The following is a 25,997-nucleotide window of genomic DNA, read 5'->3' on the forward strand; positions in this document are numbered from 1 at the left end:
CCTTTCGTTATGCGGGTCGCGGGTCCTTGGGGACCGTCATTCGGGAAATGCGCATTCGGGCGCTTAAATTCGTCCGGGGTGGTACACAAGGTTGCAGCGCGCTTGTCAAGCAAACAGGGGCATTTCGGCGCGGACGAACACCTGAAATCGGCGGTTCCGCACGCTATCGGGGATCTCCCGCCCCCCCCAACCCCGCCGCTGCCGCGACGGGACCTTCAGCGTTGGGCCAGGCGCCGCGCCTGCGGCGCGGCGTGCAGCGCACCGTCAGGTGCGCTGCAGGGCCCAAGGTCAACGGCCCGCTGGCGCCGGCCAGGGGGCCTGTTGTGCGCGGGAGCACTGCCTGTCAGACCAGCCGTACCGGGATCAGCCCGCGCAGCGAGTTGCCCATGTGGATGGCTTGCGCACGCTTCAGGTCCTGCAGATCCAGAACCGCCTCCTGGCACTCCCCCCGCTCCAGCAGCACCTGCCGCAGGATGCCCGGCAGCAGGCCGCAGGAAAGCCGTGGCGTCACCATCCGGCCATCAGCACAGGTCACAAAGAGGTTCGTGATTGTCCCCTCGCAGAGCTCGCCGCGCTGGTTCAGGAACAGCAGTTCATCCACGCCCGTTGGCAGCGCAGCGCGTGCAGTATCATAGAGCGCGCGCCGGGTCGTCTTGTGCTGCAGCCACATGTCGTCCGCGTCCAGCCGGGTGTCCGCGATGCCGAAGCACCATTCAGAGGGGCTGCTTCCCAGCGGCGCTGAGGTCAGTTCCAATTGGCCAGACGCATCCAGCGTCAGCCGGCAGCGCAGCGATGCATCTCCGGCGGCCCCGGCCAGAACCGCCCGCGCCTCATCAGGATCAAAGGCAATGCCAAACGCCGCCGCGCTGCGCCCTATCCGGGCCAGATGCGGCTGCAGGTGCCGGAACCCCTCGCCCGGATGCCAGCCCAGCGTCTCGATCAGGCGGAAAGCGGGATCGTTCTGGACGGCGTCACGCGGGCGAACCGGGCTTTCCATAGCGCTTCCTCATATTCCGATTCCGCGGTGCTGTCCCAAACCACGCCGCCACCCACATTGAGCGTCGCGCGGCCGTCCTCCAGCATCAGGGTGCGGATCGCCACGTTGAACTCGGACGACCCGTCTGGCGCTGCCCAGCCAATGGTGCCGCAATAGATGTCGCGCGCCCAGGGCTCCAGCTCCGCCAGGATCTCCATCGACCGGATCTTGGGCGCGCCGGTGATGGACCCGCAGGGGAACAGAGCGGCAAAGATCTCTGCCAGCCCGGCATCACGCCGCAATTTTGCCCGCACCAGCGACACCATCTGATGCACGGTGGCGTAGCTTTCCACCGCAAACAGCTCCGGCACATGCACGGACCCGGTCTGCGCCACGCGGCTGATGTCATTGCGCAAGAGGTCGACAATCATCAGGTTCTCGGCGCGGTTCTTCTCGTCCTGGCGCAGGAAGTCGCGGCGGCGGGCGTCCTCGACGGGATCGTCGCTACGCGGCTGAGTGCCTTTCATCGGGCGGGTCTCAATCACGCCCTCCGCATCGGTGCGGAAGAACAGCTCCGGCGAGCGCGACAACAGGTCCGGCAGCCCGTCCTGTTCGACTAGAACGCCGTGGCCAACTGCCTGTTTCGCCTGCAAGGCCGCATAGAGCTCCTCGGAAGAGCCATAGGCCTCTGCATCAATCGGGAAGGTCAGGTTGGCCTGGTAGATGTCACCCTTGCCGATATTGCGCTTCACTTCGGCGAAGGCCTCGGTGTAACGCTCCTGGCCCCAACGAGGGGTAATACCCTCGAGACCCGCATCGCTCCCCCGCGGCCGGGCGTTGCTCTCGGTGTTTTGCGGCAGCGGCTCATTATAAACCCCAAAGCAGATCAGCGGCAGCCGCCGCTCCTTTGGCATCCGCACAGCCAGTTTCGGCTCCAGCGCATAACCCAGCTCATAGGACGCATAGCCCGCCAGCCAGAGCCCGGCGTCCCGCGCCGCATCCAGCGCAGCCAGTGCGGCAGGCACCTCTTCCGGCCCGTCCGCGCGGATCATGCGCAGCGGCTGGTCAAAGCATGTGCCAGCCCCCTTGGGGCCCCGGTCAAAGCGAATCCGCACTGAAAAAATCTCCGCGAGTTTCTTGCCCCCACATATATCTGTTCGCTATGCGAACAAAAGGGGTGGATGCGGCATTTCCAATTCCGTTTCCGATACCCCTTGAACCTTTCGGCGCGGTCCCTATAACGCAGGACAATTTGGGCGCACGCCAGCGCCCGTGATTCAAAGCCTGCCCGCGCGAAAAACCAGAGGAAGCCTGCCATGCCCAAAAGAACCGACATCCAGTCGATCATGATCATCGGGGCAGGCCCCATTGTCATCGGGCAGGCCTGCGAGTTTGACTACTCCGGCGCCCAGGCCTGTAAAGCGCTGCGCGAAGAAGGCTACCGGGTCATCCTGGTGAACTCCAACCCGGCCACCATCATGACCGACCCGGGCCTGGCTGACGCCACCTATATCGAGCCGATCACGCCTGAGGTTGTCGCCAAAATCATCGAGAAAGAGCGCCCCGACGCGCTGCTGCCAACCATGGGCGGTCAGACCGGCCTCAACACCTCGCTGGCGCTGGAAGAGATGGGCGTGCTGGAGAAATTCGGCGTTGAGATGATCGGCGCCAAGCGCGACGCCATCGAGATGGCCGAAGACCGCAAGCTGTTCCGCGAAGCGATGGACCGGCTCGGTATTGAGAACCCCAAGGCCACCATCGTCACCGCGCCCAAGCGTGAAAACGGCACCGCCGACCTGGACGAAGGCGTCCGCATCGCGCTGGAAGCCCTCGATGAAATCGGCCTGCCCGCGATCATCCGCCCGGCCTTCACCCTCGGCGGCACCGGCGGCGGCGTCGCCTACAACCGCGACGATTACATCCACTTCTGCCGCTCCGGCATGGATGCCTCGCCGGTGAACCAGATCCTGGTCGACGAAAGCCTCCTGGGCTGGAAAGAGTATGAGATGGAAGTGGTCCGCGACAAGGCGGACAACGCGATCATCGTCTGCTCCATCGAAAACGTCGACCCGATGGGCGTGCACACCGGCGACTCGATCACCGTCGCTCCGGCGCTGACGCTGACCGACAAAGAATACCAGATCATGCGCACCCACTCGATCAACGTGCTGCGCGAGATTGGTGTGGAAACCGGCGGCTCCAACGTGCAGTGGGCGGTGAACCCGGCCGACGGCCGCATGGTGGTGATCGAGATGAACCCGCGGGTCTCGCGTTCGTCCGCGCTGGCCTCCAAGGCGACCGGCTTCCCGATTGCCAAGATCGCAGCCAAGCTGGCGGTGGGCTACACCCTGGATGAGCTGGACAACGACATCACCAAGGTGACGCCTGCCTCGTTTGAGCCGACCATCGACTATGTCGTCACCAAAATCCCGAAATTCGCCTTCGAGAAGTTCCCGGGCTCCGAGCCCTACCTCACCACTGCGATGAAATCCGTGGGTGAGGCGATGGCCATCGGCCGCACCATCCATGAATCGCTGCAAAAGGCGCTGGCCTCGATGGAATCGGGCCTCACCGGCTTTGATGAAGTCGCTATAGACGGCGTCGGCGCAGGCCCGTGGGAACCGGCAGGCGACACCGCCGCGGTGATCAAGGCGATCGGCCAGCAGACCCCCGACCGTATGCGCACCATCGCCCAGGCGATGCGCCACGGGTTGTCTGATGACGAAATCCAGGCGGTCACCAAATTCGACCCCTGGTTCCTGGCCCGCATCCGCGAGATCGTCGAGGCCGAAGCGGAAATCCGCACCAACGGCCTGCCGTCTGACGAAGCCGGCCTGCGCGCGCTCAAGATGCTTGGCTTCACCGACGCCCGCCTCGCCAAGCTGACCGGCCAGAAAGAAACCGACGTCCGCAAGGCCCGCCGCGCCGCGGGCGTCAACGCCGTGTTCAAGCGGATCGACACCTGCGCCGCCGAGTTCGAGGCGCAGACGCCCTACATGTATTCGACCTACGAGGCACCGGCATTCGGCGACGTCGAATGCGAGGCGCGCCCCTCGGACAAGAAGAAAGTTGTCATCCTCGGCGGCGGCCCCAACCGGATCGGCCAGGGCATCGAGTTCGACTACTGCTGCTGCCACGCCTGCTTTGCGCTGACCGATGCGGGCTATGAGACCATCATGATCAACTGCAACCCGGAAACGGTGTCGACCGACTATGACACCTCAGACCGGCTGTATTTTGAACCGCTGACGTTTGAGCATGTGATGGAAATCCTGCGGGTCGAGCAGGACAACGGCACCCTGCACGGCGTTATCGTGCAGTTCGGTGGCCAGACCCCGCTGAAACTGGCAAACGCGCTGGAAGAGGAAGGCATCCCGATCCTGGGCACCTCCCCCGACGCCATCGACCTGGCCGAAGACCGCGAGCGCTTCCAGGCGCTGGTCAACCAGCTGGGCCTGAAGCAGCCGAAGAACGGCATCGCCTCCACCGACGAGCAAGCACTGGAAATCGCAGGCGAAATCGGCTTCCCGCTGGTGATCCGACCGTCCTATGTTCTGGGCGGCCGGGCGATGGAAATCGTTCGCGACATGGACCAGCTGAAACGCTACATCGCCGAGGCCGTCGTGGTCTCCGGCGACAGCCCGGTGCTCTTGGACAGCTACCTGGCCGGCGCGGTCGAACTGGACGTCGATGCGCTGTGCGACGGCAAGGACGTGCACGTCACCGGCATCATGCAGCACATCGAGGAGGCCGGCGTGCACTCCGGCGACAGTGCCTGCTCGCTGCCGCCCTACTCGCTTGAAAAGGACATGATCGAGCAGATCAAGGTCCAGACCAACGCCCTGGCGCTGGCGCTGAACGTGGTCGGCCTGATGAACGTGCAGTTCGCGATCAAGGACGATGAGATCTACCTGATCGAGGTGAACCCGCGCGCCTCGCGCACCGTGCCGTTTGTCGCCAAGGCCACCGACAGCGCCATCGCCTCCATCGCCGCCCGGGTGATGGCCGGGGAGCCGCTGTCGAACTTCCCGATGCGCCCGCCCTACGGCCCGGACGCAGGCTATGACGTCAACACCCCGATCGCCGACCCGATGACGCTTGCGGACCCGGACATGCCCTGGTTCTCGGTCAAGGAAGCGGTGCTGCCCTTTGCCCGCTTCCCGGGCGTCGACACCATCCTCGGCCCGGAAATGCGCTCCACCGGCGAAGTGATGGGCTGGGACCGCTCCTTTGCCCGCGCCTTCCTGAAGGCGCAGATGGGCGCCGGCATGGTGCTGCCGTCCAAGGGCCGCGCCTTCATCTCGATCAAGGACGCCGACAAGGGCAAGCTGATGCTGGAAGCCGCGCAGATCCTGGTCGAGCAGGGCTTCACCCTGGTCGCCACCCGCGGCACCCAGTCCTGGCTGGACAGCCAGGGTGTCGCCTGTGATCTGGTCAACAAGGTCTATGAGGGCCGCCCGCACGTCATCGACATGCTGAAGGACGGCGACGTCCAGCTGCTGATGAACACCACCGAGGGCGCGCAAGCCGTTGAAGACAGCAAGGAAATGCGCTCCGTCGCGCTTTACGACAAGATCCCTTACTTCACCACCGCGGCCGGTTCCAACGCCGCTGCGCGTGCGATCAAGGCGCAGGCCGAAGGGGATGTCGAGGTGAAGTCGCTGCAGGGGTGAACACGCTTCCGCAGACGCCCTGCCGTCACGGATTTAAACAGAAAGGCCCCGGGATTTCCCGGGGCTTTTTGCTTTGCGGTGCGGCCTTGCCGCCGGACATGGAAACAGCCCCGGGGGAACCAAGCGGGGCTGTTTCGCATTCTGATGCCGCGCTCCGGCAGCAACAGTATCTGTGCGCGGGCCTGCCTCAGCCCGCCTGGCGGATCAGCGCCTGCAGCTCATGCCCCAGCGGCGCCGCCAGCGACACACCGCGGCCGCTCATCCGGGCCTTGGAGGAAATCACCGATACCAGCTGCGGCAGCCGCCCGGGCCGCGTCTGCAGCACCGGAGAGCCGGACGCGCCGTAATCCACCCGGCAGGAGGTAATGACCGAGCTCTGGCGCGCCGACAGCACCTGGCAGGCGCTTTGCAGCCGGGGAGACGTGGCGTGGCTGTGCGAATAGGACATTACGTCCACATGCGCGCCCTTCTGCGGTGCAGCCGCCAGCGACAGCGGGCGGACAACATCGCCGCTGATCGCACGGTCCAGGCGCAGCACGGCAATATCGGTGCCGGTCTGGAACTGGCTGGTCTGGCCGTGGCGGTAGCCGGGGTGGATCACTGCCTTGGCCACCTTGCGGGCGGCCTTGGACTGGCGGCCGTTAAGGCCAGCCTCGAACCGGATGCTGCGCGGGTTAACCTGGCGGCCATGGCGGACATCAAACATGCAATGGGCCGCTGTCACCACCAGATCCGGCGCAATCAGCGTCGCCGTGCACATCGCTCGGCCGCCGATGTTCAGACGGCCCACCGCCTGCCACCCCGGCACCGTCTGCACTGCGGTCCCCTTCCCTCCTGCGGCCGCGCTGCCGGCGCTGCAAACGGTTGCGATGGCTAAGGCGGCGGCTATTCCCAGTAGTCGTTTCATGACTTTCACTCCATGTTCCCACATCTCCAATGTCGGTGAGCTGTGAGGCTGGAATGGGGCCTGCTGCGGTGCCGCGCTGGCAGAAAGATGCGCAGAATATGACAAGGTTAACAGGATCTTAACAGGTGCTCGTTTTGCCGGAACTTGCGCCTGTAAACTCCTTATTTACTTAACGGGCGCCGTCAAATTTTGGAAAATTCCCTTAAAAACACAGGAAAATCCTATCCGTTTCGTTAGGAGGAAAATCTGCGGTTTTCGCTGGTTTTACGCAAGTTCCGGCGCCGCTGGTAACTTCGCGGCCCAATTGCGGCGCAAATGAGCCTTAACAACCGGCTAATGGCCGGAAACAGCAGCGCCCAATTACTTAACCGCAAGGCACACCCATAAGGGGAACCGGCCCGCAGCCTATCGCCCGGCACTTCACCGCCGCCGCGCTTGCGCCGCGGGTTTGCCTGCGGCAAGGATGGGAAATCCACCTTTCAAAGGAGCCCCCGAATGCGCCTGACCCTGCTGCTGTCCGCCCTCCTGGCCTTGGCCGCCTGCGATGTGCCGCTGATCCCGCTGATCTGAACAACAAAGCCCCGGCGCTGCCGGGGCTTTGTTCATCTGGCCGCGGGCACCCTGCCCCGGGTTATTTCTGCGACACCCGCTTGTGCACCTCTTCGGCGCTTTCGACCCGCTCAGAGTAGCGGTCCACCAGGTACGCCTTGCGGCCGCGCACCAGCCAGGTGAATTTGACCAGTTCTTCCATCACATCCACCAGGCGGCGGTAGAACGGGCCGTCGGGCAGGCGCTCGCCCTCCTCGAACTCCAGCCAGGCCTTGGGGATCGAGCTTTGGTTCGGGATTGTCAGCATCCGCATCCAGCGGCCCAGGATGCGCATCTGGTTGACCGCATTGAAGCTTTGCGAGCCGCCCGACACCTGCATCACCGCCAGCGTCTTGCCTTGAGTGGTGCGGATGCCGCCCTGCAGGGACAGGGGCAGCCAGTCGATCTGCAGCTTCATGATGCCGGTCATCGCGCCGTGGCGCTCCGGGCTGGACCAGACCATGCCCTCGGACCAGACCGCCAGCTCGCGCAGCTCCGCCACCTTGGGATGCTCCGCCGCGCCCGCATCATCGGGCAAAGGCAGGCCTGAGGGGTCGAAGATCCGCGTCTCGCAGCCAAGCGCACGCAGCACCCGTGCCGCCTCCTCTGCCGCCTTGCGGGAATAGCTCACCTCGCGCAGGGAACCATACAGCAGCAGGATGCGCGGCGGATGGCGCGGATCATCCGGTGCTGCCAGCGTCTCCACGTCGATTCCATGCAGCTGCCCTTCCGCAATGCCGGGCAGGTCGCTCAGATCCGGTGTGTCAGGCACTTTCTTCTTCCAGATGCAGCTTCATGTCCAGCAGCACCTGCTGCAGCAGCACCGTCTCGCGCAGCAGGCGCTTGGCCTCGTTCACGGTGATGATGCCGTCTTCCATTGCAGCCTGGTATTCGCACATCAGCTGGGCAAACCGCTGGCTGAGGGCAATCACGTCCGAGTTCACACCGCCGCTGCGGCCGGTTTCCTCAGCACTGCCGTTGCCGTTGTAGGACAGCGTGATGTTCTTCAGATCCGCCAGCGCCGAGGTCACATGCGGAAAGGACGCCGCACTTTCCAGCTTGGCCACCGCATCCACTGGCATAAACCGGTCGGCGTGCTCTGCATTGTCCGAATAATAGCGCCCCAGCGTCGCCTTCGACTTGCCGGTGATCTGGCAGGCGGCTTCGATGCCGACATCCTTCACCAGCGCTTCTGTGTGCTTCTTCAGATACGTCCCGATTTCAGCCATATACGTCCTACCTGGCTTGCCCGCCGCCCCTTAGGGGAACGAACTGATTGTTTTCCCATTTCTGAGTTGTAGAGGAATTGCGATACCTTATCCATCCCTCAGGTTTTCAGGGATTTAGCAAGTGACATGGTGCAATTGGCATCTGTTGTCCAGTGCAAAGCAGGACGGAGTGAGTGACGGCCTGCCTTCAGGGTAATTGGTCTGCCCGGAACTTGCGCTCTCCGGGGCAAATGGCGTTGGCCGCTAACAGGGGTTTTGTTCCACCCCGGCCGCGTCTGCCCCGGTGAGCCTTCTCAGGCCGCAAGTCCTGCACTGTTTCCGCCAAGAAACCGGTTTCCCCGGCGCCGCCATGCGGGTAAACCCGCCGCCATGGCCAAGCTCTATTTCAACTACTCCACCATGAACGCGGGCAAGTCGACGGTACTGTTGCAGGCGTCGCACAATTACCGCGAAAACCATATGGAGACCTACTTGCTCACCGCCCGCCTGGACGACCGCGCAGGTATGGGCAGAATCGCCTCCCGCATCGGCATCGGCGAGGAGGCGGACATGTTCGCCGCCGGTGACGACCTTTTTGCCCGCATCAAGGCGCGCCTGGCCCGCGGTCCGCTGGCCGCGATTTTCGTGGATGAAGCCCAGTTCCTGGAGCCTGCGCAGGTCTGGCAGCTGGCCCGCGTGGTCGATGATCTGCGGGTGCCGGTGCTGGCCTACGGATTGCGGGTGGATTTCCAGGGCAACCTTTTTCCCGGCTCCGCCACCCTTTTGGCGCTGGCAGATGAAATGCGCGAGGTGCGCACCATCTGCCATTGCGGCAAGAAGGCCACCATGGTGGTCCGTCAGGACGATCAGGGCCGGGTGATGACCGAAGGTGACCAGGTGCAGATCGGCGGCAATGAGACCTATGTCTCGCTCTGCCGCCGCCACTGGCGCGAGGCGGTGGGAGACCTGCCTAAAAGAAAAACAGCAGCGGAATAACCCGCTGCCGCTTCTTTCTGGTTCAAAATACTCCCGGGGTCCGGGGCGGAGCCCCGGTTCCAAAAACCGGCCTCAGACCCGGTTCGGCAGGGCCTCGCCAGCCAGATAGGCCGCAACATTGTCCAGCGCCATATGGCCCATGTTGCTGCGCACTTCCTCCGTCGCGGTGCCCAGATGCGGCAGCAGGGTGGCGTTGTCGAGATCAATCAGAGCTTGCGGCACTTTGGGTTCGAACTCATAAACATCCAGACCCGCACCGCCGATACTGCGGTTCTGCAGCGCCTCGATCAGCGCCGCCTCTTCCACCACTTCGCCGCGGGCGATGTTGATCAGATGCGCATGGCCCTGCATCGCGTTCAGCACCTCCGCGTTGATCAGATGCGTGGTCTCGGCCCCGCCCGGCACCGCCACCACCAGGAAATCCACCTCGCCCGCCATGGCAATCAGGCTCTCGGCGCGGTCGGCCGGGAAGTCCAGTTCCTTGGGGGAGCGCGCCACATAGGACACATCCATGCCAAAGCCGAAATGGCAGCGCCGCGCAATCGCCTGGCCGATCCGGCCCATGCCGGCGATGCCGACGCGTTTGCCGGTGGCGTGCAGGCCCAGCATCTGGGTCGGGTGCCAGCCCTCCCAATCGCCCTTGCGCAGCATCCGCTCGCCCTCGGAAGCGCGGCGCGCCGACATCAGGATCAGCGTCATCGCGATATCGGCGGTGGCATCAGTGACCGCGCCCGGCGTGTTGGTCACCTCGACACCCGCCGCCCGCGCGGCCTCCACGTCGATGTGGTTGTAGCCGACGCCGAAGTTTGCCAGCAGCTTGCAGCGGGGCGTGCCCGCCTTGGCAAAGATCTCCGCGGTGAACTTGTCGCCCAGCGTCGGCACCACGATGTCGAACTCGCTAAGCGCGCGCAGCATCTCCGCCTCGCTCATCACCGCGTTGGTCTCACGGATTTCCAGATCAGCAAACGCCTCCCGCGCCCGTGCCGTGACCGCTGCCGTCATCGGCCGCGCAATCCAGATTTTCATCTCAGTGCATCCTCCCGCCCAGCGGGACCTGTCCATCAGGCCCGGCCAGGAATATCTCTCCGTTTTCATCCGGCAGGCCCAGAACCAGGATCTCTGACATGAACGTGCCGATCTGCCGCGGCGGGAAGTTTACGACGGCCAGAACCTGCTTGCCCACCAGCGTTTCCGGCATGTAATGCGCCGTAATCTGCGCTGAGCTCTTTTTTACGCCGATTTCTTCCCCGAAATCGACCCAGAGCTTGATTGCCGGCTTGCGCGCCTCGGGATACGGCTCCGCACGGACCACTTCGCCCACGCGGATGTCGACCTTCAGGAAGTCATCAAAGTTGATCTCAGCCACGAGAAAGCTCCTTGGAGCGGTTGGTGGCCGCCGCCACCGCACGGTTCAGCAGCGCCGGGAAACCGTCGTCATCATCCATCAGAACTTCCAGCGCCGCCTGGGTGGTGCCATTGGGGCTGGTCACATTGACGCGCAGCTGGCTGGGGCTTTCCTCTGCCGCCTCTGCCAGCACGCCGGCGCCTGCGACGGTTGCCTTGGCCAGCTGCATCGCCAGCTCCGCCGGCAGCCCCTGCGCCTCGCCCGCAACTGCCAGGGTTTCGATCAGGTGGAACACATAGGCGGGACCGGAGCCGCTGACGCCGGTGACGGCATCCATCTGGCCCTCGTTGTCCAGCCGTACAACCTGACCCACGGCCTTCAGCAGCCCTTCGGCCCGGTCGAGGTCGGCGTCGCTGGTGTGGCTGTTGCCGATAATCGCGGTAATGCCGCGCCCGACGGCGGCCGGCGTGTTCGGCATCGCCCGCACGATCGGCGACTGCGCACCCAGCACATCCTCGAAGGTTGCGATCGAGGTGCCTGCCGCCACCGAGATAAACAGGGTGGTGCCGTTGCCGTAGCTCTGCAGCGTGGGCAGCGCCTCGCCCATCATCTGCGGCTTCACCGCGATCAGCACGATGCCCGGCGCCGCGGGCAGTTCTGCGTTGATGTGAACCCCGGTGCCCTTCAGCCAGTCCGACGGGTGCGGGTCGATCACCCAGACCGAGGATGCGGGCAATCCGCCCTCCAGCCATCCGGCCAGCATCGCCGATCCCATCTTGCCGCAGCCCAGCAGCACCAGGCCGCGTGCAGCAATATCCTGCATATCCATCTTAAGCCCCTCCCCTTGGTGTCAGGTTCAGGGCACAGGTTTACGCCCGGCCGTAGGCCTCTGCAATGGCGACCTGCATCGCCTCCTGCGGGCTGCGCTGGCCCCAGACCGCTAGCTGGATCGCCGGATAGTAGCGCTCCGCATTGGCGACGGCTGCATTCAGCATCGCGTCGATCTGCTGCGGGCTGGCCATCTGGCCGCCGGACAGCATCAGCCCGTAACGGAACAGCATCAGCTTGTGGTCTGCCCAATAGGTAAAGGAGCCTTCCCAGCACTGGTCGTTCATGCAGTTGATCAGCTCATAAAGCCGCGGCAGTTCTGCCTCCGGCGGCTCCATCTCAAAGCTGCAGACCAGCCGCAGGCATTCTTCATAGCCCGACCAGGCCAGCGTCAGCGAATAGGTGCGCCACTGCCCTTCCACCGACATCGCAATCTGATCGTCCCCGACCCGGTCAAAGTCCCAGTCGTGGTGCGACGCCAGATGCTCAACAATGTCGATCGGATGGACGTCTTCTTCCAGGTGAAGCTCGGATAGTGCCATGATGCCACCTCTCTTTTTGCCTAGCACATCAGGGCACATAGGCACCCTATAGCTAGGTTTTTGTGCTATGGGCCGGGGAGGCATCCCCGCTCCCATACTAGATATGGTGGAGCCGAAAAGGTGATCTGGCAACCCTTTATTTTGGGGATATCTGCAATAACTTGTGGATGAACTATCCACAGCCCCCTAAATGCCGGCTACGCGACTATGAAACGGGCGGCTGCAAAGGTAAAGCCCGGACAGCCGCCCGGGCCCTGTATTTTGTGCCTTGATCTACCCCTTGTGAATTGCCGGTTCAGGACAGCCGCGACACCTGCGGGTCCATCGCGTCAAAGGATACCGGCCAGAATTCCGAAAGGAACCCGGCGGCCTCCTGCTCAGAGGCCTCAGAGCGGTTGCCCGCGCGGTCATAGGCCCGGCCCATCGTATAGCGCAGCGCAGTCCCGTCCCCGTCCGGCGTCAGCTGGTAGGTCTCGGGCAGCTCAACGCCGTCCCGGGCCGGGTCCTTGATCCGGGTCGAGAAATAGTCGAAGGGCTGCCAGTCCGTGATCCTGTACACAAACTCCGCCAGCGAATGGGCGCAGTGATAGACCGATCCCGGCCCCAGGCGGCCTTGCGGGTTCTCCATCCGCATGGCGCTGACCTGATCCATCCACCGCAGCTTGAACTCCGGCGCGGTCAGCGCCTCCCAGACCAGCTGCGGCGAGGCGTCGAACCGGCGCCGGTAGGTCCAGACCCCGTCTGACTCTTCCAGGAAATCCCGCGCCTGCCCGGCCCGGAAGTGCTCCCAGGCGCGGGCCAGGTCATAGACCTGCATGGAGACATCGCCGAAATGCTCGATGGCTTGCGAATAGGGCTGCATCGCTGCCTGCAGCTGCATCGCCTCTACCGCCGCATCGCTGAACAGCGCATAGCTGCGCACGCCGGTTTCCGCCGCGGCCTCGGTCTTGGTCATCCGGTGCACCAGGATCACGTCGGCGCCGGACAGATCCTTGACCGGACCCACCTGCATCTCGTCAAAGGCGCCGTAGTGGACGATCACCTTCAGATCCAGCCCGCCGGCATTGGCGCAGGCGCGGCAGGGGCATGTGGTATTGGCCACGATATCCTGCCGCCGGGCGGCAAAGGCGTTATAGAGGTTCTCGCAAAACGTGAGCATCAGATCGCCGGAGACCAGCTCTGCTCGGGATGAATAGGCAAGCACCGCGTCGCCTTCCAGCTTCCAGAAGTGCAGCGGCTCCCCGACCTGCTCCGCCACCGCCTGCAGCAGCGACTGCAGGATCGGATTGGCGTGGTCCAGCTCCGATGAGGTCAGAAATTGCGTGTAGCCGGAAATATCCGCAATCAGCATATAGCCGTTTTGTGCCGTCATTGTACCAGTCCCCCGCTGAACAAACCCCGGGCGCCGCCAGGGCAGCCCGGGACCAGTATAGCAGAACACATCGCAATTTGCGCATGAATGACGGTCCGCGCGTGCCATAGGCCGCGCGACAGGTCTGTCAGCCCTTCAGCGGAAGGCCGGGCCATGCGCCCAGACGGTCAGCGACTTGCGGGTGCCGCGGGTGACCGGCGTCACCTGATGCAGCAGGAAACTCGGGAACACCGTGGCGCTGCCCTGCACCCGGCTGGCGGCCACCACATGGGCGCCCGGCATGATTTCCAGATCGCCGCCGTCATAAGATCCGGGCTTGCTCAGTTGCACCACCAGGCTCAGCTTGCGCTTGCCCGCCACCGGCCCGTCGCCGATGTCGGAATGCCAGGCGAAATGGCCCGCATCGTCAGCCTTGTAACTGGCCGCCTGCGGGCTTTCGGCAAACTCGCGAAGATCAAAGCCGAAGCGCTCCTTGTTGGCGCGGCGCACCACAGAGATCAGCCGGTCCATCACCCAGCCGGTGCCCGGCACATCGTCCAGCCACACCACGCTGCCGCGGCGCAGGTTGTGATCGCGGGTCTGGCCGACCAGCAGCGCTTCGCTGTCCGGCGCCTCCTCTGATTTGCGGATGATTTCGGCGCATTCCTGCGTGCTGAACGCCCCCGGCACCGTATAGACAGAAACCATGCTGTGATCCTCTGATGAAACTGAGGCAGCATGTACCGCCCGGCCTGCAAACCGCTGCGCAGTTTTCGACCCCGCAGGCGGAAAGCGACCAGTTTTTATCCACAGGCCCGCAGGGCAGCTATGCGCGGGAGACAGACCGCCGCACCACAAACCCGTTTTTGACGATTTCGGTGGCAAAGCCGCGGGCTGCGAAATACGCGGACAGCTCGCGTGCGAGTTCAGTTCTTACAAACATAACTTCGCTCCACTCGGAGAAGTGAAGCTCTACCTGCTCGAACTGATCCAAAAGCCTGTCAGAAAGCGCCTCGTGCGGCTTTATGGCAAACAATGCGCTATTCGGCACCGCTGCATTCCGCTTCCAGAGGCTTTTGGCAAAGGCTCGGTGAGCTGGAAGGTCGGCTAGCCAGAACGCTTCGCCGCATGGCGGCAACTCGTTTCCGCTAAGCTCTTCGATTGCAACGGTGATGCGCATTTTGCTTACTTTTAGCCTCCGTGTCCTCCCGCACGCTAAAGCTTAATGCGAAAACAAAAAAGCCCGCCACAGGTTTCCCTGCAGCAAGCCTTATAACACCATACGGCGGGCAATCTGCCCGCGCCCTGACTTACTTCTGTGCGGCTTCCAGCGCGTCCAGACGGGCCTTCAGCGCCTCATTTTCCTCGCGTGCTTTCTGGGCCATTGCGCGCACTGCGTCGAATTCCTCGCGGGTGACGAAATCGCGGTCGGCCAGCCAGCGGTCGATCATGCTTTTCAGCGCGGTGTCCGCCTCATCCTTGGCGCCCTGGGCCACGCCCATCGCGTTGGTCATCAGCTGCGAAATATCGTCCAGGATCTTGTTGCGGGTCTGCATGTTCTTCTCCGTCTCGGGGTTGATCCCTATATGGGGAAGCACGCGCGCGGCTGCAAGCCGTTGACTTTCCCCCCGTTGACTTCCCCCAAGGACCAAAGGCATTCAGACGCCCATGCAGGCCATGATCCATTTCCCCGACCTCTCGCCCGAGATTTTCTCGATCTCCCTCGGCTCGCTCGAGTTTGCCCTGCGCTGGTATGCGCTGGCCTATATCGCGGGCATCGTCATCGCCTGGCGCCTCGCCGTGGCCGCCCTGCGCCGCCCCGGCCTCTGGCCCGCAAACCAGCCGCCGATGAAACCGCAGCAGGTCGAGGATCTGCTGACCTGGATCATCCTCGGCGTGATTGCGGGCGGGCGGCTCGGTTTCGTGCTGTTCTACCAGCCGGCTTATTACCTGGCGAACCCTGCGGAGATCCTGAAGATTTGGCAGGGCGGCATGGCCTTTCACGGCGGCCTCATCGGCGTGATCGTGGCAACCCTGATCTATGCTGCACGCCACAACATCCCGAAACTGCAGATCGCCGATCTGGTCGCCCATACCGTCGCGCCGGGCCTGCTGCTGGGGCGGCTGGCAAACTTCATCAACGCGGAACTCTGGGGCCGCCCGACCGATCTGCCCTGGGGTGTTGCCTTCCCCGGGCAGGCGGCACAGGACTGCGGCCAGGCGCTGGGAGAGCTCTGCGCCCGCCACCCTTCGCAGCTATATGAGGCGCTGATGGAGGGGCTGATCCTTGGCGCCCTGCTCTTGTACCTTGCCTGGCGCCGCGGCGCCTTCCACACCCCGGGCCGCCTCATGGGCGTGTTTCTCGCCGGCTATGGCCTTGCCCGCTTCATTGTCGAGTTCTTCCGCCAGCCGGACGCCCAGTTCGTCACCCCCGGCAACCCGCTGGGTCTGGCCTGGCACATTGACGGCATCGGCCTCACCCAGGGCCAGGCGCTGTCGCTGCCGATGATCGCCATCGGCCTCTGGTTCCTGATCCGCGCCCGCCGCGCGGCCCGGAGCACCGCATGAGCCTGGGGGACCACCTTGCCGCCCGCATCCGCGCCGATGGCCCGATGTCGGTGGCGGATTACATGGCCGACTGCCTGCTGCACCCGCAGTTCGGCTATTACACCACCCGCGACCCGCTGGGCGCCCAGGGCGATTTCACCACCGCGCCTGAGATCAGCCAGATGTTCGGCGAACTCCTCGGCCTCTCCCTAGCCCAGGCCTGGCTGGATCAAGGCGCGCCTGCGCCCTTCACTCTCGCCGAACTCGGCCCCGGCCGCGGCACCCTGATGGCCGACCTCCTGCGCGCCACCCGCGGCGTGCCGGGTTTTCACGCCGCCATGCAGATCCACCTGGTCGAGGCCTCGCCCGCCTTGCGCGGCGTGCAAGCCAAGGCGCTGGAGGACCACGCGCCCCGGTGGCAGGACAGCGTGGGTGCCCTGCCCGATCAGCCGCTGTTCCTGGTGGCAAACGAGTTTTTCGACGCCCTGCCCATCCGCCAGTTCATCCGCGCAGGCGACGGCTGGAGCGAAAAGCGTATCGGCCTGCAGGACGGCGCGCTTGCCTTCGGCCTCAGCCCCGCCGCGCCACAGCCCGTGCTGGCGCACCGGCTGGAAGACACAAAGAACGGCGATCTTGTCGAACTTTGCGAGGCCGCCGCCCCCATCACCCAGTCCATCGCGGCCCGAATCGCTGCCCACGGCGGTGCGGCGCTGATCGTGGACTACGGCGACTGGCGCGCTCTGGGGGATACCCTGCAGGCCCTGCGCGCGCATGAACCCGCCGATCCGCTGCAGACGCCGGGAGAGGCCGATCTAACAGCGCATGTGGATTTTGAGGCGCTGGCAATGGCTGCAAAAACCGCAGGTTGCGCCTTTACCCCCCTCACCCCGCAGGGCGTGTTCCTGGAACGGCTTGGCATCACAGACCGCGCCCGTGCCCTGGCCGCGCCGCTGCAGGGTGCGGCGCTGGACTCCCTGATCGCCGCACATCGGCGGTTGACGCACCCGGAGGAAATGGGAAACCTGTTCAAAGTGCTCGGCCTCTACCCGCCCCAGGCCGCCCCATTGCCAGGATTGAACCCATGACGCTTGAAATTCTCACGTCCGATCTGCTTGGCCCGGTGCGGCACGGGTTTTTCACCCGCAGGGGCGGCGCGTCATCCGGTATCTACCGCGGCCTGAACTGCGGCCTCGGCTCCACCGACCAGCGCGAGGCGGTGCAGATCAACCGCAACCGCGTCGCCGCCGCGATGGATGTGCCGCCGGAACACCTCAGCGCCGTGCATCAGGTCCACAGCGCCGATGTCCAGGTGGTGACGGAACCCTCGCAGGACCGGCCGCAGGCAGACGCGATGGTCACCAATGTGCCGGGTCTTGCCCTGTCGATCCTGACCGCCGACTGCCAGCCGGTACTGTTCTCCGACCCGAAGGCCAGCGTCATCGGAGCCGCCCATGCGGGCTGGCGCGGCACCCTGGACGGGGTGCTGGAAGCCACTTTGGAAGCGATGGAAGGCCTCGGCGCGCGGCGCGAAAACACCGCGGCGGTGATCGGCCCGACCATTTCCCAGCGCGCTTATGAGGTCGGACCGGAGTTCTTTGACGACTTCATGATGCAGGACGACGCCTACGCCCGCTTCTTTGCCAATGGCGAAGGCGACCGCTACCTGTTCGATCTGCCCGGCCTTGGGTTGCACAAACTGCGCCAGGCGGGGATCGGCGCGGCTGAGTGGAGCCGCCACTGCACCTATTCGGATGCGGAGAAGTTTTTCTCCTTCCGCCGCGCCACCCACGCGAAAGAGGCCGACTACGGCCGTCTGATCTCCTGCATCCGGCTTTAAGCCCGCGTTAACCAATGCGGATCTGCGCAATTGTGGCGGATTTTATTAAATTCCGCCGCATTCACTGTTTCCGCTACGGAAACCCGCCATGCCGCGCTGGCATTTCCCTTTGAAATCAGCCTCCTGCAATCGCAGGTAAAGCCGCACGCCAGCCGCCCCCCGGCCTGCGGCTTGGCCGAAAATGCCCCCGGCGGGTCATAATCCGGGCGCAAAGATTACCCATAAACAGGTCAGAACAAACAAAACCGCAGCCGCCCGGCGACACGGGTGCAGCTGCAGGGCGAAGGACAGACTGACCATGAAGATGAACAAGCGTTTCATTGCCTCGATCACCCGCTCCGCCAAGAGCGAAACCGTGACCCTGCCCTGGGTTGCCGCCCGCCGCCGCCGCGGCCAGGCGCAGCTTCAGCCTGCAGCACGGAAACTGGGTTAACGCCGGGGACGGATGCCCCGGCAGCGGCACCCCTGGTGCAGCTGCGCCAGCCCGGCCAGCCGCCAACGGGGCATCCAACCGGCCTGAAGGCGCGGCCCGCTGAAACTGCCGCAGCCCCGCCGCCCGCCGTTAACCAGTTTGATTCAGATTTTTTGACAATTCGAATTAATTGCTGCCAATTTGGGCGCATCATATCGTTCAAGCACGTCTGCGTTGCCGGTGGGGGCCGATGCAAGCGGGCAGTTTGAAAGGAGAGGTCTGCTGTCATGACCATCCCGCACTCGCTGCACAGGGCTGCAGCCAATGCCGTCGAAGCCACTGCAATCCTGCAGGACCCCGCTGCGCTGCGCAGCGCGAACAAGCCGCAGCTGCGCCGCTATGAGGTCAGCTGCCTGCTGCCCGGCGGCGGCATCTCGGAAACCCGCCATATCGCCCCGGCCCTGCCGCTGTTCGAGGACGCCTTCAGCGCCTTCTCCCGCGGTTCGCTGGTGGAAACGGCGCAAGGCCCGATCGCGGTCGAGGATCTGCTGCCCGGCGATGAACTCCTGACCCGCGACGGCGGCAGCCAGCCGCTGCTGTGGATCGGCCGCACCAGCGTGCTGCCCGGCCGCTCCGGCAGCCGCAGCTGCACCCTGACCAGCTTCATGGCCGACAGCCTGGGCCTGCAGAAACCCTCTGCCAGCCTGGTGGCAGGCCCCGCGGCGCGCCTGCTGCGCACGCCGCCGCACATGCAAGGATCAGGCGACGGCCAGCTCTTGACCCTGGCCTCGGAATTCCAGGACGGCATGAGCATCTTTGAAACCGCGCCGCCGGCGCCGGTCGACCTTTACCACCTGTGCCTGCCCCGCCATGCGGTGATCACCGTCGGCGGCCTCGCATTTGAAAGCTACCACCCGGGCCCCGACGCGCTGAAACTGGCAAGCTATGCAATCAAGACGCTGTTCTTGAACCTGTTTGCCCATGCCGACAGCATCCAGGGATTCGGCCCGCTGGCGCACCCAAGGGCTGACAGCATCAGCCAGCCGGGGCCTGCCATTCTATGAACCGGGAGCGGCGGGCGGGCTCGCCCGCCATTGCCGCCCTCACCTGAAGAACTGCCTCAGGCCTCGCGTGCCAGACGTTCTTCCAGCACCTCAAACGGCACGCCCGGCTCATCCTTGGCGCCGCGGATCACCAGCGAGGTTTTCACGCTGGCCACATTCGGCGTGGTCAGCAGATCGCCGGTCAGGAAGCTCTGGAACGTGCTCAGGTCCGGCGACACGCATTTCAGGATGAAATCCACCTCGCCGTTCAGCATGTGGCACTCGCGCACCAACGGCCAGCTGCGGCATTTCTCTTCAAAGGCGCTCAGCTCCGCCTCGGCCTGGCTCTCCAGCCCCACCATGGCAAACACCTGCACCTCGAACCCCAGCTCGCGGGAGTTCACATCTGCGTGGTAGCCGTGAATCAGCCCGGCCTCCTCCAGCGCCCGCACCCGGCGCAGACACGGCGGCGCCGAAATCCCGACCCGCTTGGCCAGTTCCACGTTGGTCATCCGCCCATCGGCCTGAAGCTCCGACAAAATCTTGCGATCAATCGGATCAAGACGGGTTGTGACCATGCTGGAAACTCCTGTGAGATTTGCGTTTCTTATAGCACCGCCGCCGGGCTGCGCAATATTGTTTCATCGCCGCGCAATATTCTTTGCGGCGCAAGGGCGCAAGACTGAAATCTTCCCGTTCCCCGCATTTCCGCATCCCGCCGCATACAGCCCCTTGGGGGTTTAAGCCTGCCCGCCCTGCCGCTATATGCATTGCCTGACGGCGGCACGCCCGCCAGGCTGCATTAGTTGGGGACACAACACATGAGCGAGACGCGCCACACCAAGGTTCTGATCATCGGCTCCGGGCCTGCCGGCTATACTGCGGGGGTCTATGCTGCCCGCGCCATGCTGGAACCGGTCCTGGTCCAGGGGATTGAACCCGGCGGCCAGCTGACCACCACTACCGAGGTCGAGAACTACCCCGGCTTCACCGAGGTGCAGGGCCCCGACCTGATGATCAAGATGCAGGAGCACGCCCAGGCGATGGGATGCGAAGTGATTGGCGACTACATCACCTCGCTCGACACCACCAAGCGCCCGTTTGTGGCCAAGGCTGACAGCGGCACCACCTTCACCGCCGACGCGGTGATCCTGGCGACCGGCGCCCGCGCCAAATGGCTCGGCCTGGAGAGCGAAGAGAAGTTCAAGGGCTTCGGCGTTTCCGCTTGCGCCACCTGCGACGGCTTCTTCTACCGCGGCCAGGAGATCGTGGTGATCGGCGGCGGCAACACCGCCGTGGAAGAGGCGCTGTTCCTCACCAACTTCGCCTCCAAGGTGACCCTGATCCACCGCCGCGACGAGCTGCGCGCCGAAAAGATCCTGCAGGACCGCCTGTTCAAGAACGAAAAGATCGAGACTCTGTGGTTCCACACCCTCGAAGAGGTTGTCGGCACCGACAATCCGCTGGGGGTTGAGGGCGTCGTGGTCAAGAACGTGCAGACCGGCGAAGTCAAGGAAATCCCCTGCAAGGGCGTCTTTGTCGCCATCGGCCACGCGCCGGCCAACGAGCTGGTCAAGGACGTGCTGGAGCTGCACAACGGCGGCTATGTAAAGGTGAAGCCCGGCTCCACCGAGACCTCGATCCCCGGCATCTACGCCGCCGGCGACCTGACCGACCACAAGTACCGCCAGGCGGTCACTTCGGCCGGCATGGGCTGCATGGCGGCGCTCGACGCTGAACGCTTCCTGGCCGAGCAGGAGTAACAGGGATGCCGCATGATTTCACCGCGCAACGGGCTGAAACCGTTGCGGCATTCAACGATCTGCAGGCCGAACACGGCCTGCCGGAGGTGGCGGACGTGGATTATTTCTTCGTCCCCGCCCGCACCGGCGCCGACTGGCGCCCGCTGGCCGAGGAACTGAGCCGCGAAGGCTATGCTTGCGAGTTCTTCGAGGCTGACGGCGAGGATCCCGCCTATCTGTCCGCCACCCTGCAGGACCAGATCATCTCTGCCACCGGCATCTGGATCGGCGAGGAACTGGCCACCCGCGCGGCCCTCTCCCACGGGTTTGCACCGGACGGCTGGGGGCTGGAGGGCTGACCCCGGCAGCTGGTCTTCTCAACTTCTCCGGCACCGTCTGGCGCATTCTTTTCCGCTCTCAGGCGGATCGGCCCTTGGCTCCGGCCCGCGCTCCTGAGGGCCGTTTTCACCACAGCGGCCAGTTGGCGCTTTATACTTCGCTCAGCGCAGAGGGAGCGGGCATTGCCATCCGCCGCTATGTCTCTTCCGATGACCCGCCGCGCATCATCCTGCCCCTGCAGGTGAAAGACATCCGACTGGCGGATCTGCGCGGCCGGCCAGAGGTCTCCGCGGTCTGGCAGGACATCCGTGCCAGAGGCACTCCTTCACCGACCTGGGTCTTTTCTGATACCGCCCGGACGGAGGGGGCGCAGGGGCTGCTCTACTCATCCCGCTCTCGCCCGGACTTAACCCATTTGGTCTTGTTCGGCAGCGGCCTGCCCGTGCTTTCCCTTGCCGGTCCGCCCGCCCCGTGGCTCTCACCGCCTGCAACCGGGCATTGACCCCGCCCCCGCGCGCCCGCAGTCTGCACCCGGAAACCGCGAACAGGAGGACCCGGGTGGCAAGCGCGCTCTGGCAAGGCAACTGGATCACCCGCACCCGGATCGTCACCGGGCTGGTGCTGCTGACCTATGCCTTCTTTCACTTCCTCAACATCGGCCTCGGCCTGATCTCACCCGAATGGATGGACGAGTTTCAGGACGCCCGCCAAGTGATCACCCGCAGCCTGATTGGCAGCCTGATCCTCTATGCGTCGCTGATCCTGCACGCAGGCCTCGCGCTGTGGAACCTGGCCCGCCGCCGCACCCTTCGGATGCGCTGGGGCGAGGCGCTGCAGACTGTGCTTGGCCTCCTGATCCCGCTGCAGCTGATCGCCCACATCGTCTTTACCCGCTACTCGCACGAGGTCTACGGCACCAATGACGAGATGCCCTATCAGATCATCCTGATGTGGGCCTCGCCCGAGATCTGGCAGCAAAGCCTGCTGCTGCTGGCAGTCTGGATCCACGGCTGCATGGGATTGCACTACTGGCTGCGCCTCACCCGCTGGTGGCGCCCGCTGATCCCCTGGATGGCAGGCGTGGCCGTGTTCATCCCCGCCTTCGCCTTTGCCGGCCTGCTGACAGAGGGCCGCCGCATCTATGATCTGTTTGTTGAAGGCACTGAGCGCGCCGCGCTGATGGCGGATTTCAACTGGCCCAGCCAGCAGGCCTTTGCACAGATGTTCGAGACAGAGACGCTCTGGCTTTCGATCTTCTTTGCACTGCTTGGCGTCACCGCCGCCGCCTATCTCCTGCGCAAGCTGCTGCGCCGCCGCCGGGCGGTCACCATCCGCTACGCCTTCGGTCCGGAGATCCGCGCCGAGCGCGGCATGACCCTGCTGGAAATGTCACGCGCGGGCGGCGTCCAGCACACCTCCCTTTGCGGCGGCAAGGGGCGCTGCACCACCTGCCGCGTGGTGGTGGACGAGGGCGGCGAGCATCTGCCGCCCCCGGAACCGCCCGAGGCCCGTAGCCTCGAACGGGTCAAAGCGCCTGCCAACATGCGGCTGGCCTGCCAGATCCGCCCGCAGACGCCGCTGACGGTCACCCGCTTGTTCCGCCCTGACGGCCGCAAGGGCCGCGCCCATGCCAGCCAGGGCAGCGAGCAGCAGCTTGCGGTGCTGTTCCTCGACATGCGCGGCTTCACCGCCCGCACAGCGGGACAGCTGCCCTATGACGTGGTGTTCCTGCTGAACCGCTTCTTCGACGCCATCGCCCCCGCCATTACCAATGCCGGCGGGACGGTGGACAAATACCTCGGTGACGGGCTGCTGGCGCTGTTCGAGGAGCGCTCCCCTGCCCGCTCGGCCCGCGCCGCGCTGGAGGCCGCCGCCGCCATCGGCACCGCGCTGCAGGACTTCAACGCCCAGCTGGCCGCCGACGGCGAACCGGAAGTCCGCATCGGGATCGGAGTGCATCTGGGCGAACTGGTGCTCGGCGAGATAGGCAGCGCCGCCCATGCCCCGCGCACCATCATCGGCGGCAGCGTCAACACTGCCAGCCGGCTCGAGGCCAAGACCAAGGAACTCGGTGTCGAGCTGCTGATCTCCGCCCGGGTGCTGGAGGCCGCAGGCTATGATTCGGACCATCTGCCGCTGGAAACCTTCCAGCTGCGCGGCGTTTCCAGGCCGCTGGACGCCCTGCCCGTGCCCCACGCCGCCGCCCTGCCCCGCACCCTGGCCGGAGAACAGCGTTAGGCCCGGCGTCCAAACCGCAAAACGGGTGTTTGCCCTGCCGGTCCAGCCCGCGCCAGCTATCCATCCCAGCACGCCGGGGGAGAACAAGCAGACCTGCTACCCGCGCCCGTTGCAGCCCTGCAACGCAGCAGATTTTCGCCAGCTGCGGCCAATTCCCCCTTTGCTTCCGCAGCAAACCATGTAATGCGTTCACGCGTGAACACACTTTTAACCCGTTGACCGTACTGCTGTCGCTCGTGACCGAAACCGCATCCATATCCACACCGGAAGGCGAAGACCTGCTGTTCCGCCTCCTGCGCCAGCTCGATACGGCGCCGGACGCCTCGCAGCGCGCCACCGCCGCGGCGGTGGGGATCTCGCTGGGGCGGCTCAACACCCTGCTGCGCGCTGCGGCCGAAAGTGGCCTGATCACCATCAGCGCCCGCCCCGGTCCCGACAAGCGGCAGCGGTTTGCCTATTCGCTGACCACCCGGGGTGCTGCGGAAAAAGTGCGGCTCACCGATCAATTCCTTGCCCGCAAGCTCGCAGAATACAACGCGCTGCATGCGGAACTCACCGGCTCCGCTAGCGGCCTCCCCCCTCTCAAACACAGGACCCATCCGATGCAAAGCAATCTGGCTCCCATCCCTGAGCTTTATGTTTCCTACGAAAGCGCCCAGAAACTGAAAGTCGAAGCAGCCGACCTGGTCAGCTGGGATCTGACCCCGCGCCAGATCTGCGACCTGGAACTGCTGATGAACGGCGGCTTCAACCCGCTCAAGGGCTTCCTGTCCGAAGCCGACTACAACAGCGTCGTCGACACCATGCGCCTGACCGACGGCTCGCTGTGGCCGATGCCGATCACCCTGGATGTGTCCGAAGATTTCGCGGCCAAGCTGGAAGCGGGCCAGGACATTGCCCTGCGCGACCAGGAAGGCGTGATCCTCGCCACCATGACCGTCACCGACAACTGGGTGCCGAACAAGGCAAAAGAGGCCGAGAAGGTCTTTGGCGCCGATGACGACGCGCATCCGGCGGTGAACTACCTGCACAACCAGGCCGGCAAGGTCTACCTGGGCGGTCCGGTCACCGGCATCCAGCAGCCCGTGCACTATGACTTCCGCGGCCGCCGCGACACCCCGAACGAGCTGCGCGCCTACTTCCGCAAGCTGGGCTGGACCAAGGTTGTTGCCTTCCAGACCCGCAACCCGCTGCACCGCGCCCACCAGGAGCTGACCTTCCGCGCCGCGCGCGAAGCCCAGGCCAACCTGCTGATCCACCCGGTGGTCGGCATGACCAAACCGGGCGACGTCGACCACTTCACCCGCGTGCGCTGCTACGAGGCGGTGCTGGACAAATACCCGGCCGCCACCACCTCCATGTCGCTGCTGAACCTGGCAATGCGCATGGCCGGCCCGCGCGAGGCGGTCTGGCACGGCCTGATCCGCAAGAACCACGGCTGCACCCATTTCATCGTCGGCCGCGACCACGCAGGCCCCGGCAAGAACTCCGCCGGCGACGATTTCTATGGCCCCTATGACGCGCAGGACCTGTTCCGCGAGTTCCAGGGCGAAATGGGCATCGAAATGGTCGACTTCAAACACATGGTCTATGTGCAGGAGCGCGCCCAGTACGAGCCGAACGACGAGATCGCCGACCGCGACAACGTCACCATCCTGAACATCTCCGGCACCGAACTGCGCCGCCGCCTGGCTGAGGGCCTGGAAATCCCCGAGTGGTTCTCCTTCCCCGAGGTGGTCAAGGAACTGCGCAAGACCAAGCCGCCGCGCTCCAAGCAGGGCTTCACCGTGTTCTTCACCGGCTTCTCCGGTTCCGGCAAATCCACCATTGCCAACGCTCTGATGGTCAAGCTGATGGAAATGGGCGGCCGCCCGGTGACCCTGCTCGATGGCGACATCGTGCGTAAGAACCTGTCGAGCGAACTGGGCTTCTCGAAAGAGCACCGCGACCTCAACATCCGCCGCATCGGCTATGTGGCCTCCGAGATCACCAAGAACGGCGGCATCGCCATCTGCGCCCCGATCGCACCCTACGCCACCACCCGCCGCGCCGTGCGCGAGGACGTGGAGCAGTTCGGCGCCTTTGTCGAAGTGCACGTTGCCACCTCGATCGAGGAATGCGAGCGCCGCGACCGCAAGGGCCTCTACAAACTGGCCCGTGAAGGCAAGATCAAGGAATTCACCGGCATCTCCGACCCCTACGACGTGCCGGCCAACCCGGAACTGTCGGTTGAGACCGAAAACGTCGACGTCGACAACTGCGCTCACCAGGTTCTGCTGAAGCTGGAAAGCATGGGCCTGATCAAGGCCTGAGCCTGACGGCACAGCGAGACATGAGAGCGGCCCGCCAATTGGCGGGCCGCTTCCGTTTCCCGGCGCAGGAAACGGCCCGGAACACACGTGTTTACTGGGGCGGCGGCAGCGCC

At 64.6% G+C, this 25,997-nt stretch carries 26 protein-coding genes; 12 read left to right on the forward strand and 14 right to left on the reverse strand.

Annotation, left to right across the window (positions count from 1 at the left end):
- Nucleotides 1-343 precede the first annotated feature (343 nt).
- On the reverse strand, nt 344-997 hold the full coding sequence (locus tag RA24_RS09730; RefSeq protein ID WP_039191211.1) for an aminotransferase class IV family protein: 654 nt from the start codon (nt 995-997) through the stop codon (nt 344-346).
- The gene (locus RA24_RS09735) at nt 940-2,091 is read right to left on the reverse strand and encodes an aminodeoxychorismate synthase component I (protein WP_039191212.1); all 1,152 of its coding nucleotides are present in this window, start codon (nt 2,089-2,091) and stop codon (nt 940-942) included. Before RA24_RS09735 ends, RA24_RS09730 begins: the two co-directional genes overlap by 58 nt.
- Before the next feature lie 201 nt (nt 2,092-2,292).
- Between RA24_RS09735 and carB the strand changes: the two genes are divergently transcribed.
- A complete protein-coding gene (gene carB, locus RA24_RS09740; protein WP_039191214.1) occupies nt 2,293-5,649 on the forward strand; it encodes a carbamoyl-phosphate synthase large subunit in 3,357 nt (1,118 codons plus the stop codon).
- A 187-nt stretch (nt 5,650-5,836) separates the two neighbouring features.
- Here the strand turns inward: carB and RA24_RS09745 are convergent, their stop codons facing one another.
- The 3 genes from RA24_RS09745 to RA24_RS09755 form a co-directional block, all read right to left on the reverse strand.
- Nucleotides 5,837-6,556, reverse strand: a complete 720-nt coding sequence (locus RA24_RS09745) for a trypsin-like serine peptidase (protein WP_039152432.1) — start codon at nt 6,554-6,556, stop codon at nt 5,837-5,839.
- A gap of 631 nt (nt 6,557-7,187) precedes the next feature.
- A complete protein-coding gene (arsH, locus tag RA24_RS09750) occupies nt 7,188-7,916 on the reverse strand; it encodes an arsenical resistance protein ArsH (protein WP_039191216.1) in 729 nt (242 codons plus the stop codon).
- Nucleotides 7,909-8,373 (reverse strand): hypothetical protein, encoded by a 465-nt coding sequence (locus RA24_RS09755; protein ID WP_019296046.1) that lies wholly within the window; start codon nt 8,371-8,373, stop codon nt 7,909-7,911. Before RA24_RS09755 ends, arsH begins: the two co-directional genes overlap by 8 nt.
- Nucleotides 8,374-8,742: 369 nt before the next feature.
- Between RA24_RS09755 and RA24_RS09760 the strand changes: the two genes are divergently transcribed.
- On the forward strand, nt 8,743-9,348 hold the full coding sequence (locus RA24_RS09760) for a thymidine kinase (protein WP_039191218.1): 606 nt from the start codon (nt 8,743-8,745) through the stop codon (nt 9,346-9,348).
- Nucleotides 9,349-9,420: 72 nt separating this feature from the next.
- Here RA24_RS09760 and RA24_RS09765 read toward each other — a convergent pair whose 3' ends face one another.
- The 8 genes from RA24_RS09765 to RA24_RS09800 form a co-directional block, all read right to left on the reverse strand.
- Entirely contained in the window at nt 9,421-10,374 is a 954-nt protein-coding gene (locus RA24_RS09765) for a 2-hydroxyacid dehydrogenase (RefSeq protein WP_039191220.1), read from the reverse strand.
- 1 nt (nt 10,375) lies between these two features.
- Complete coding sequence (locus RA24_RS09770; protein ID WP_039191222.1) at nt 10,376-10,714, reverse strand: tRNA-binding protein; 339 nt, start codon at nt 10,712-10,714, stop codon at nt 10,376-10,378.
- On the reverse strand, nt 10,707-11,522 hold the full coding sequence (gene proC / locus RA24_RS09775) for a pyrroline-5-carboxylate reductase (RefSeq protein ID WP_039191224.1): 816 nt from the start codon (nt 11,520-11,522) through the stop codon (nt 10,707-10,709). Before proC ends, RA24_RS09770 begins: the two co-directional genes overlap by 8 nt.
- A gap of 40 nt (nt 11,523-11,562) precedes the next feature.
- On the reverse strand, nt 11,563-12,063 hold the full coding sequence (locus tag RA24_RS09780; protein WP_019296041.1) for a YbjN domain-containing protein: 501 nt from the start codon (nt 12,061-12,063) through the stop codon (nt 11,563-11,565).
- Nucleotides 12,064-12,358: 295 nt separating this feature from the next.
- Entirely contained in the window at nt 12,359-13,435 is a 1,077-nt protein-coding gene (locus tag RA24_RS09785; protein WP_039169267.1) for a DUF2652 domain-containing protein, read from the reverse strand.
- A gap of 135 nt (nt 13,436-13,570) precedes the next feature.
- A complete protein-coding gene (locus tag RA24_RS09790; protein ID WP_019296039.1) occupies nt 13,571-14,122 on the reverse strand; it encodes a 2OG-Fe(II) oxygenase in 552 nt (183 codons plus the stop codon).
- A 118-nt stretch (nt 14,123-14,240) separates the two neighbouring features.
- Nucleotides 14,241-14,594, reverse strand: a complete 354-nt coding sequence (locus RA24_RS09795) for a hypothetical protein (RefSeq protein ID WP_019296038.1) — start codon at nt 14,592-14,594, stop codon at nt 14,241-14,243.
- 130 nt (nt 14,595-14,724) lie between these two features.
- A complete protein-coding gene (locus RA24_RS09800) occupies nt 14,725-14,970 on the reverse strand; it encodes an accessory factor UbiK family protein (RefSeq protein ID WP_019296037.1) in 246 nt (81 codons plus the stop codon).
- Nucleotides 14,971-15,082: 112 nt separating this feature from the next.
- Between RA24_RS09800 and lgt the strand changes: the two genes are divergently transcribed.
- The 5 genes from lgt to RA24_RS09820 all read left to right on the forward strand — a co-directional run bounded on the left by lgt (nt 15,083) and on the right by RA24_RS09820 (nt 19,274).
- Nucleotides 15,083-15,982 carry a prolipoprotein diacylglyceryl transferase gene (gene lgt, locus RA24_RS09805; RefSeq protein WP_039191226.1) on the forward strand — a complete coding sequence of 300 codons (900 nt, stop codon included), beginning with the start codon at nt 15,083-15,085 and terminating at the stop codon, nt 15,980-15,982.
- A complete protein-coding gene (locus RA24_RS09810; RefSeq protein WP_039191228.1) occupies nt 15,979-17,046 on the forward strand; it encodes a class I SAM-dependent methyltransferase in 1,068 nt (355 codons plus the stop codon). The genes lgt and RA24_RS09810 overlap by 4 nt, the downstream gene beginning before the upstream one ends.
- Nucleotides 17,043-17,798, forward strand: a complete 756-nt coding sequence (gene pgeF / locus RA24_RS09815) for a peptidoglycan editing factor PgeF (protein ID WP_039191230.1) — start codon at nt 17,043-17,045, stop codon at nt 17,796-17,798. The genes RA24_RS09810 and pgeF overlap by 4 nt, the downstream gene beginning before the upstream one ends.
- 298 nt (nt 17,799-18,096) lie before the next feature.
- Nucleotides 18,097-18,231, forward strand: coding sequence for a hypothetical protein (locus tag RA24_RS22905; protein WP_019296033.1), 135 nt, complete (start codon nt 18,097-18,099; stop codon nt 18,229-18,231).
- Nucleotides 18,232-18,497: 266 nt separating this feature from the next.
- Nucleotides 18,498-19,274, forward strand: a complete 777-nt coding sequence (locus RA24_RS09820) for a Hint domain-containing protein (RefSeq protein ID WP_019296032.1) — start codon at nt 18,498-18,500, stop codon at nt 19,272-19,274.
- Nucleotides 19,275-19,330: 56 nt separating this feature from the next.
- Here RA24_RS09820 and RA24_RS09825 read toward each other — a convergent pair whose 3' ends face one another.
- Nucleotides 19,331-19,831, reverse strand: coding sequence for an Lrp/AsnC family transcriptional regulator (locus tag RA24_RS09825; protein WP_019296031.1), 501 nt, complete (start codon nt 19,829-19,831; stop codon nt 19,331-19,333).
- Nucleotides 19,832-20,074: 243 nt separating this feature from the next.
- Here RA24_RS09825 and trxB point away from each other — a divergent pair, with 243 nt between their 5' ends.
- From trxB to RA24_RS09850, 5 genes are all read left to right on the forward strand, one after another.
- Nucleotides 20,075-21,016, forward strand: coding sequence for a thioredoxin-disulfide reductase (gene trxB / locus RA24_RS09830; RefSeq protein WP_039152411.1), 942 nt, complete (start codon nt 20,075-20,077; stop codon nt 21,014-21,016).
- Nucleotides 21,017-21,021: 5 nt separating this feature from the next.
- Nucleotides 21,022-21,354: a ribonuclease E inhibitor RraB gene (locus RA24_RS09835; protein WP_039191232.1), complete on the forward strand. Its 333-nt coding sequence runs from the start codon at nt 21,022-21,024 to the stop codon at nt 21,352-21,354.
- 44 nt (nt 21,355-21,398) lie between these two features.
- Entirely contained in the window at nt 21,399-21,836 is a 438-nt protein-coding gene (locus tag RA24_RS09840; RefSeq protein WP_082009022.1) for an RES family NAD+ phosphorylase, read from the forward strand.
- Nucleotides 21,837-21,892: 56 nt separating this feature from the next.
- Complete coding sequence (locus RA24_RS09845) at nt 21,893-23,572, forward strand: adenylate/guanylate cyclase domain-containing protein (RefSeq protein WP_039191234.1); 1,680 nt, start codon at nt 21,893-21,895, stop codon at nt 23,570-23,572.
- 236 nt (nt 23,573-23,808) lie between these two features.
- Nucleotides 23,809-25,884, forward strand: coding sequence for a bifunctional sulfate adenylyltransferase/adenylylsulfate kinase (locus RA24_RS09850; protein WP_039152443.1), 2,076 nt, complete (start codon nt 23,809-23,811; stop codon nt 25,882-25,884).
- Nucleotides 25,885-25,997 lie beyond the last annotated feature (113 nt).

The sequence above is a fragment of the Leisingera sp. ANG-M6 genome, assembly GCF_000813905.1.
Taxonomy (GTDB): Bacteria; Pseudomonadota; Alphaproteobacteria; order Rhodobacterales; family Rhodobacteraceae; genus Leisingera.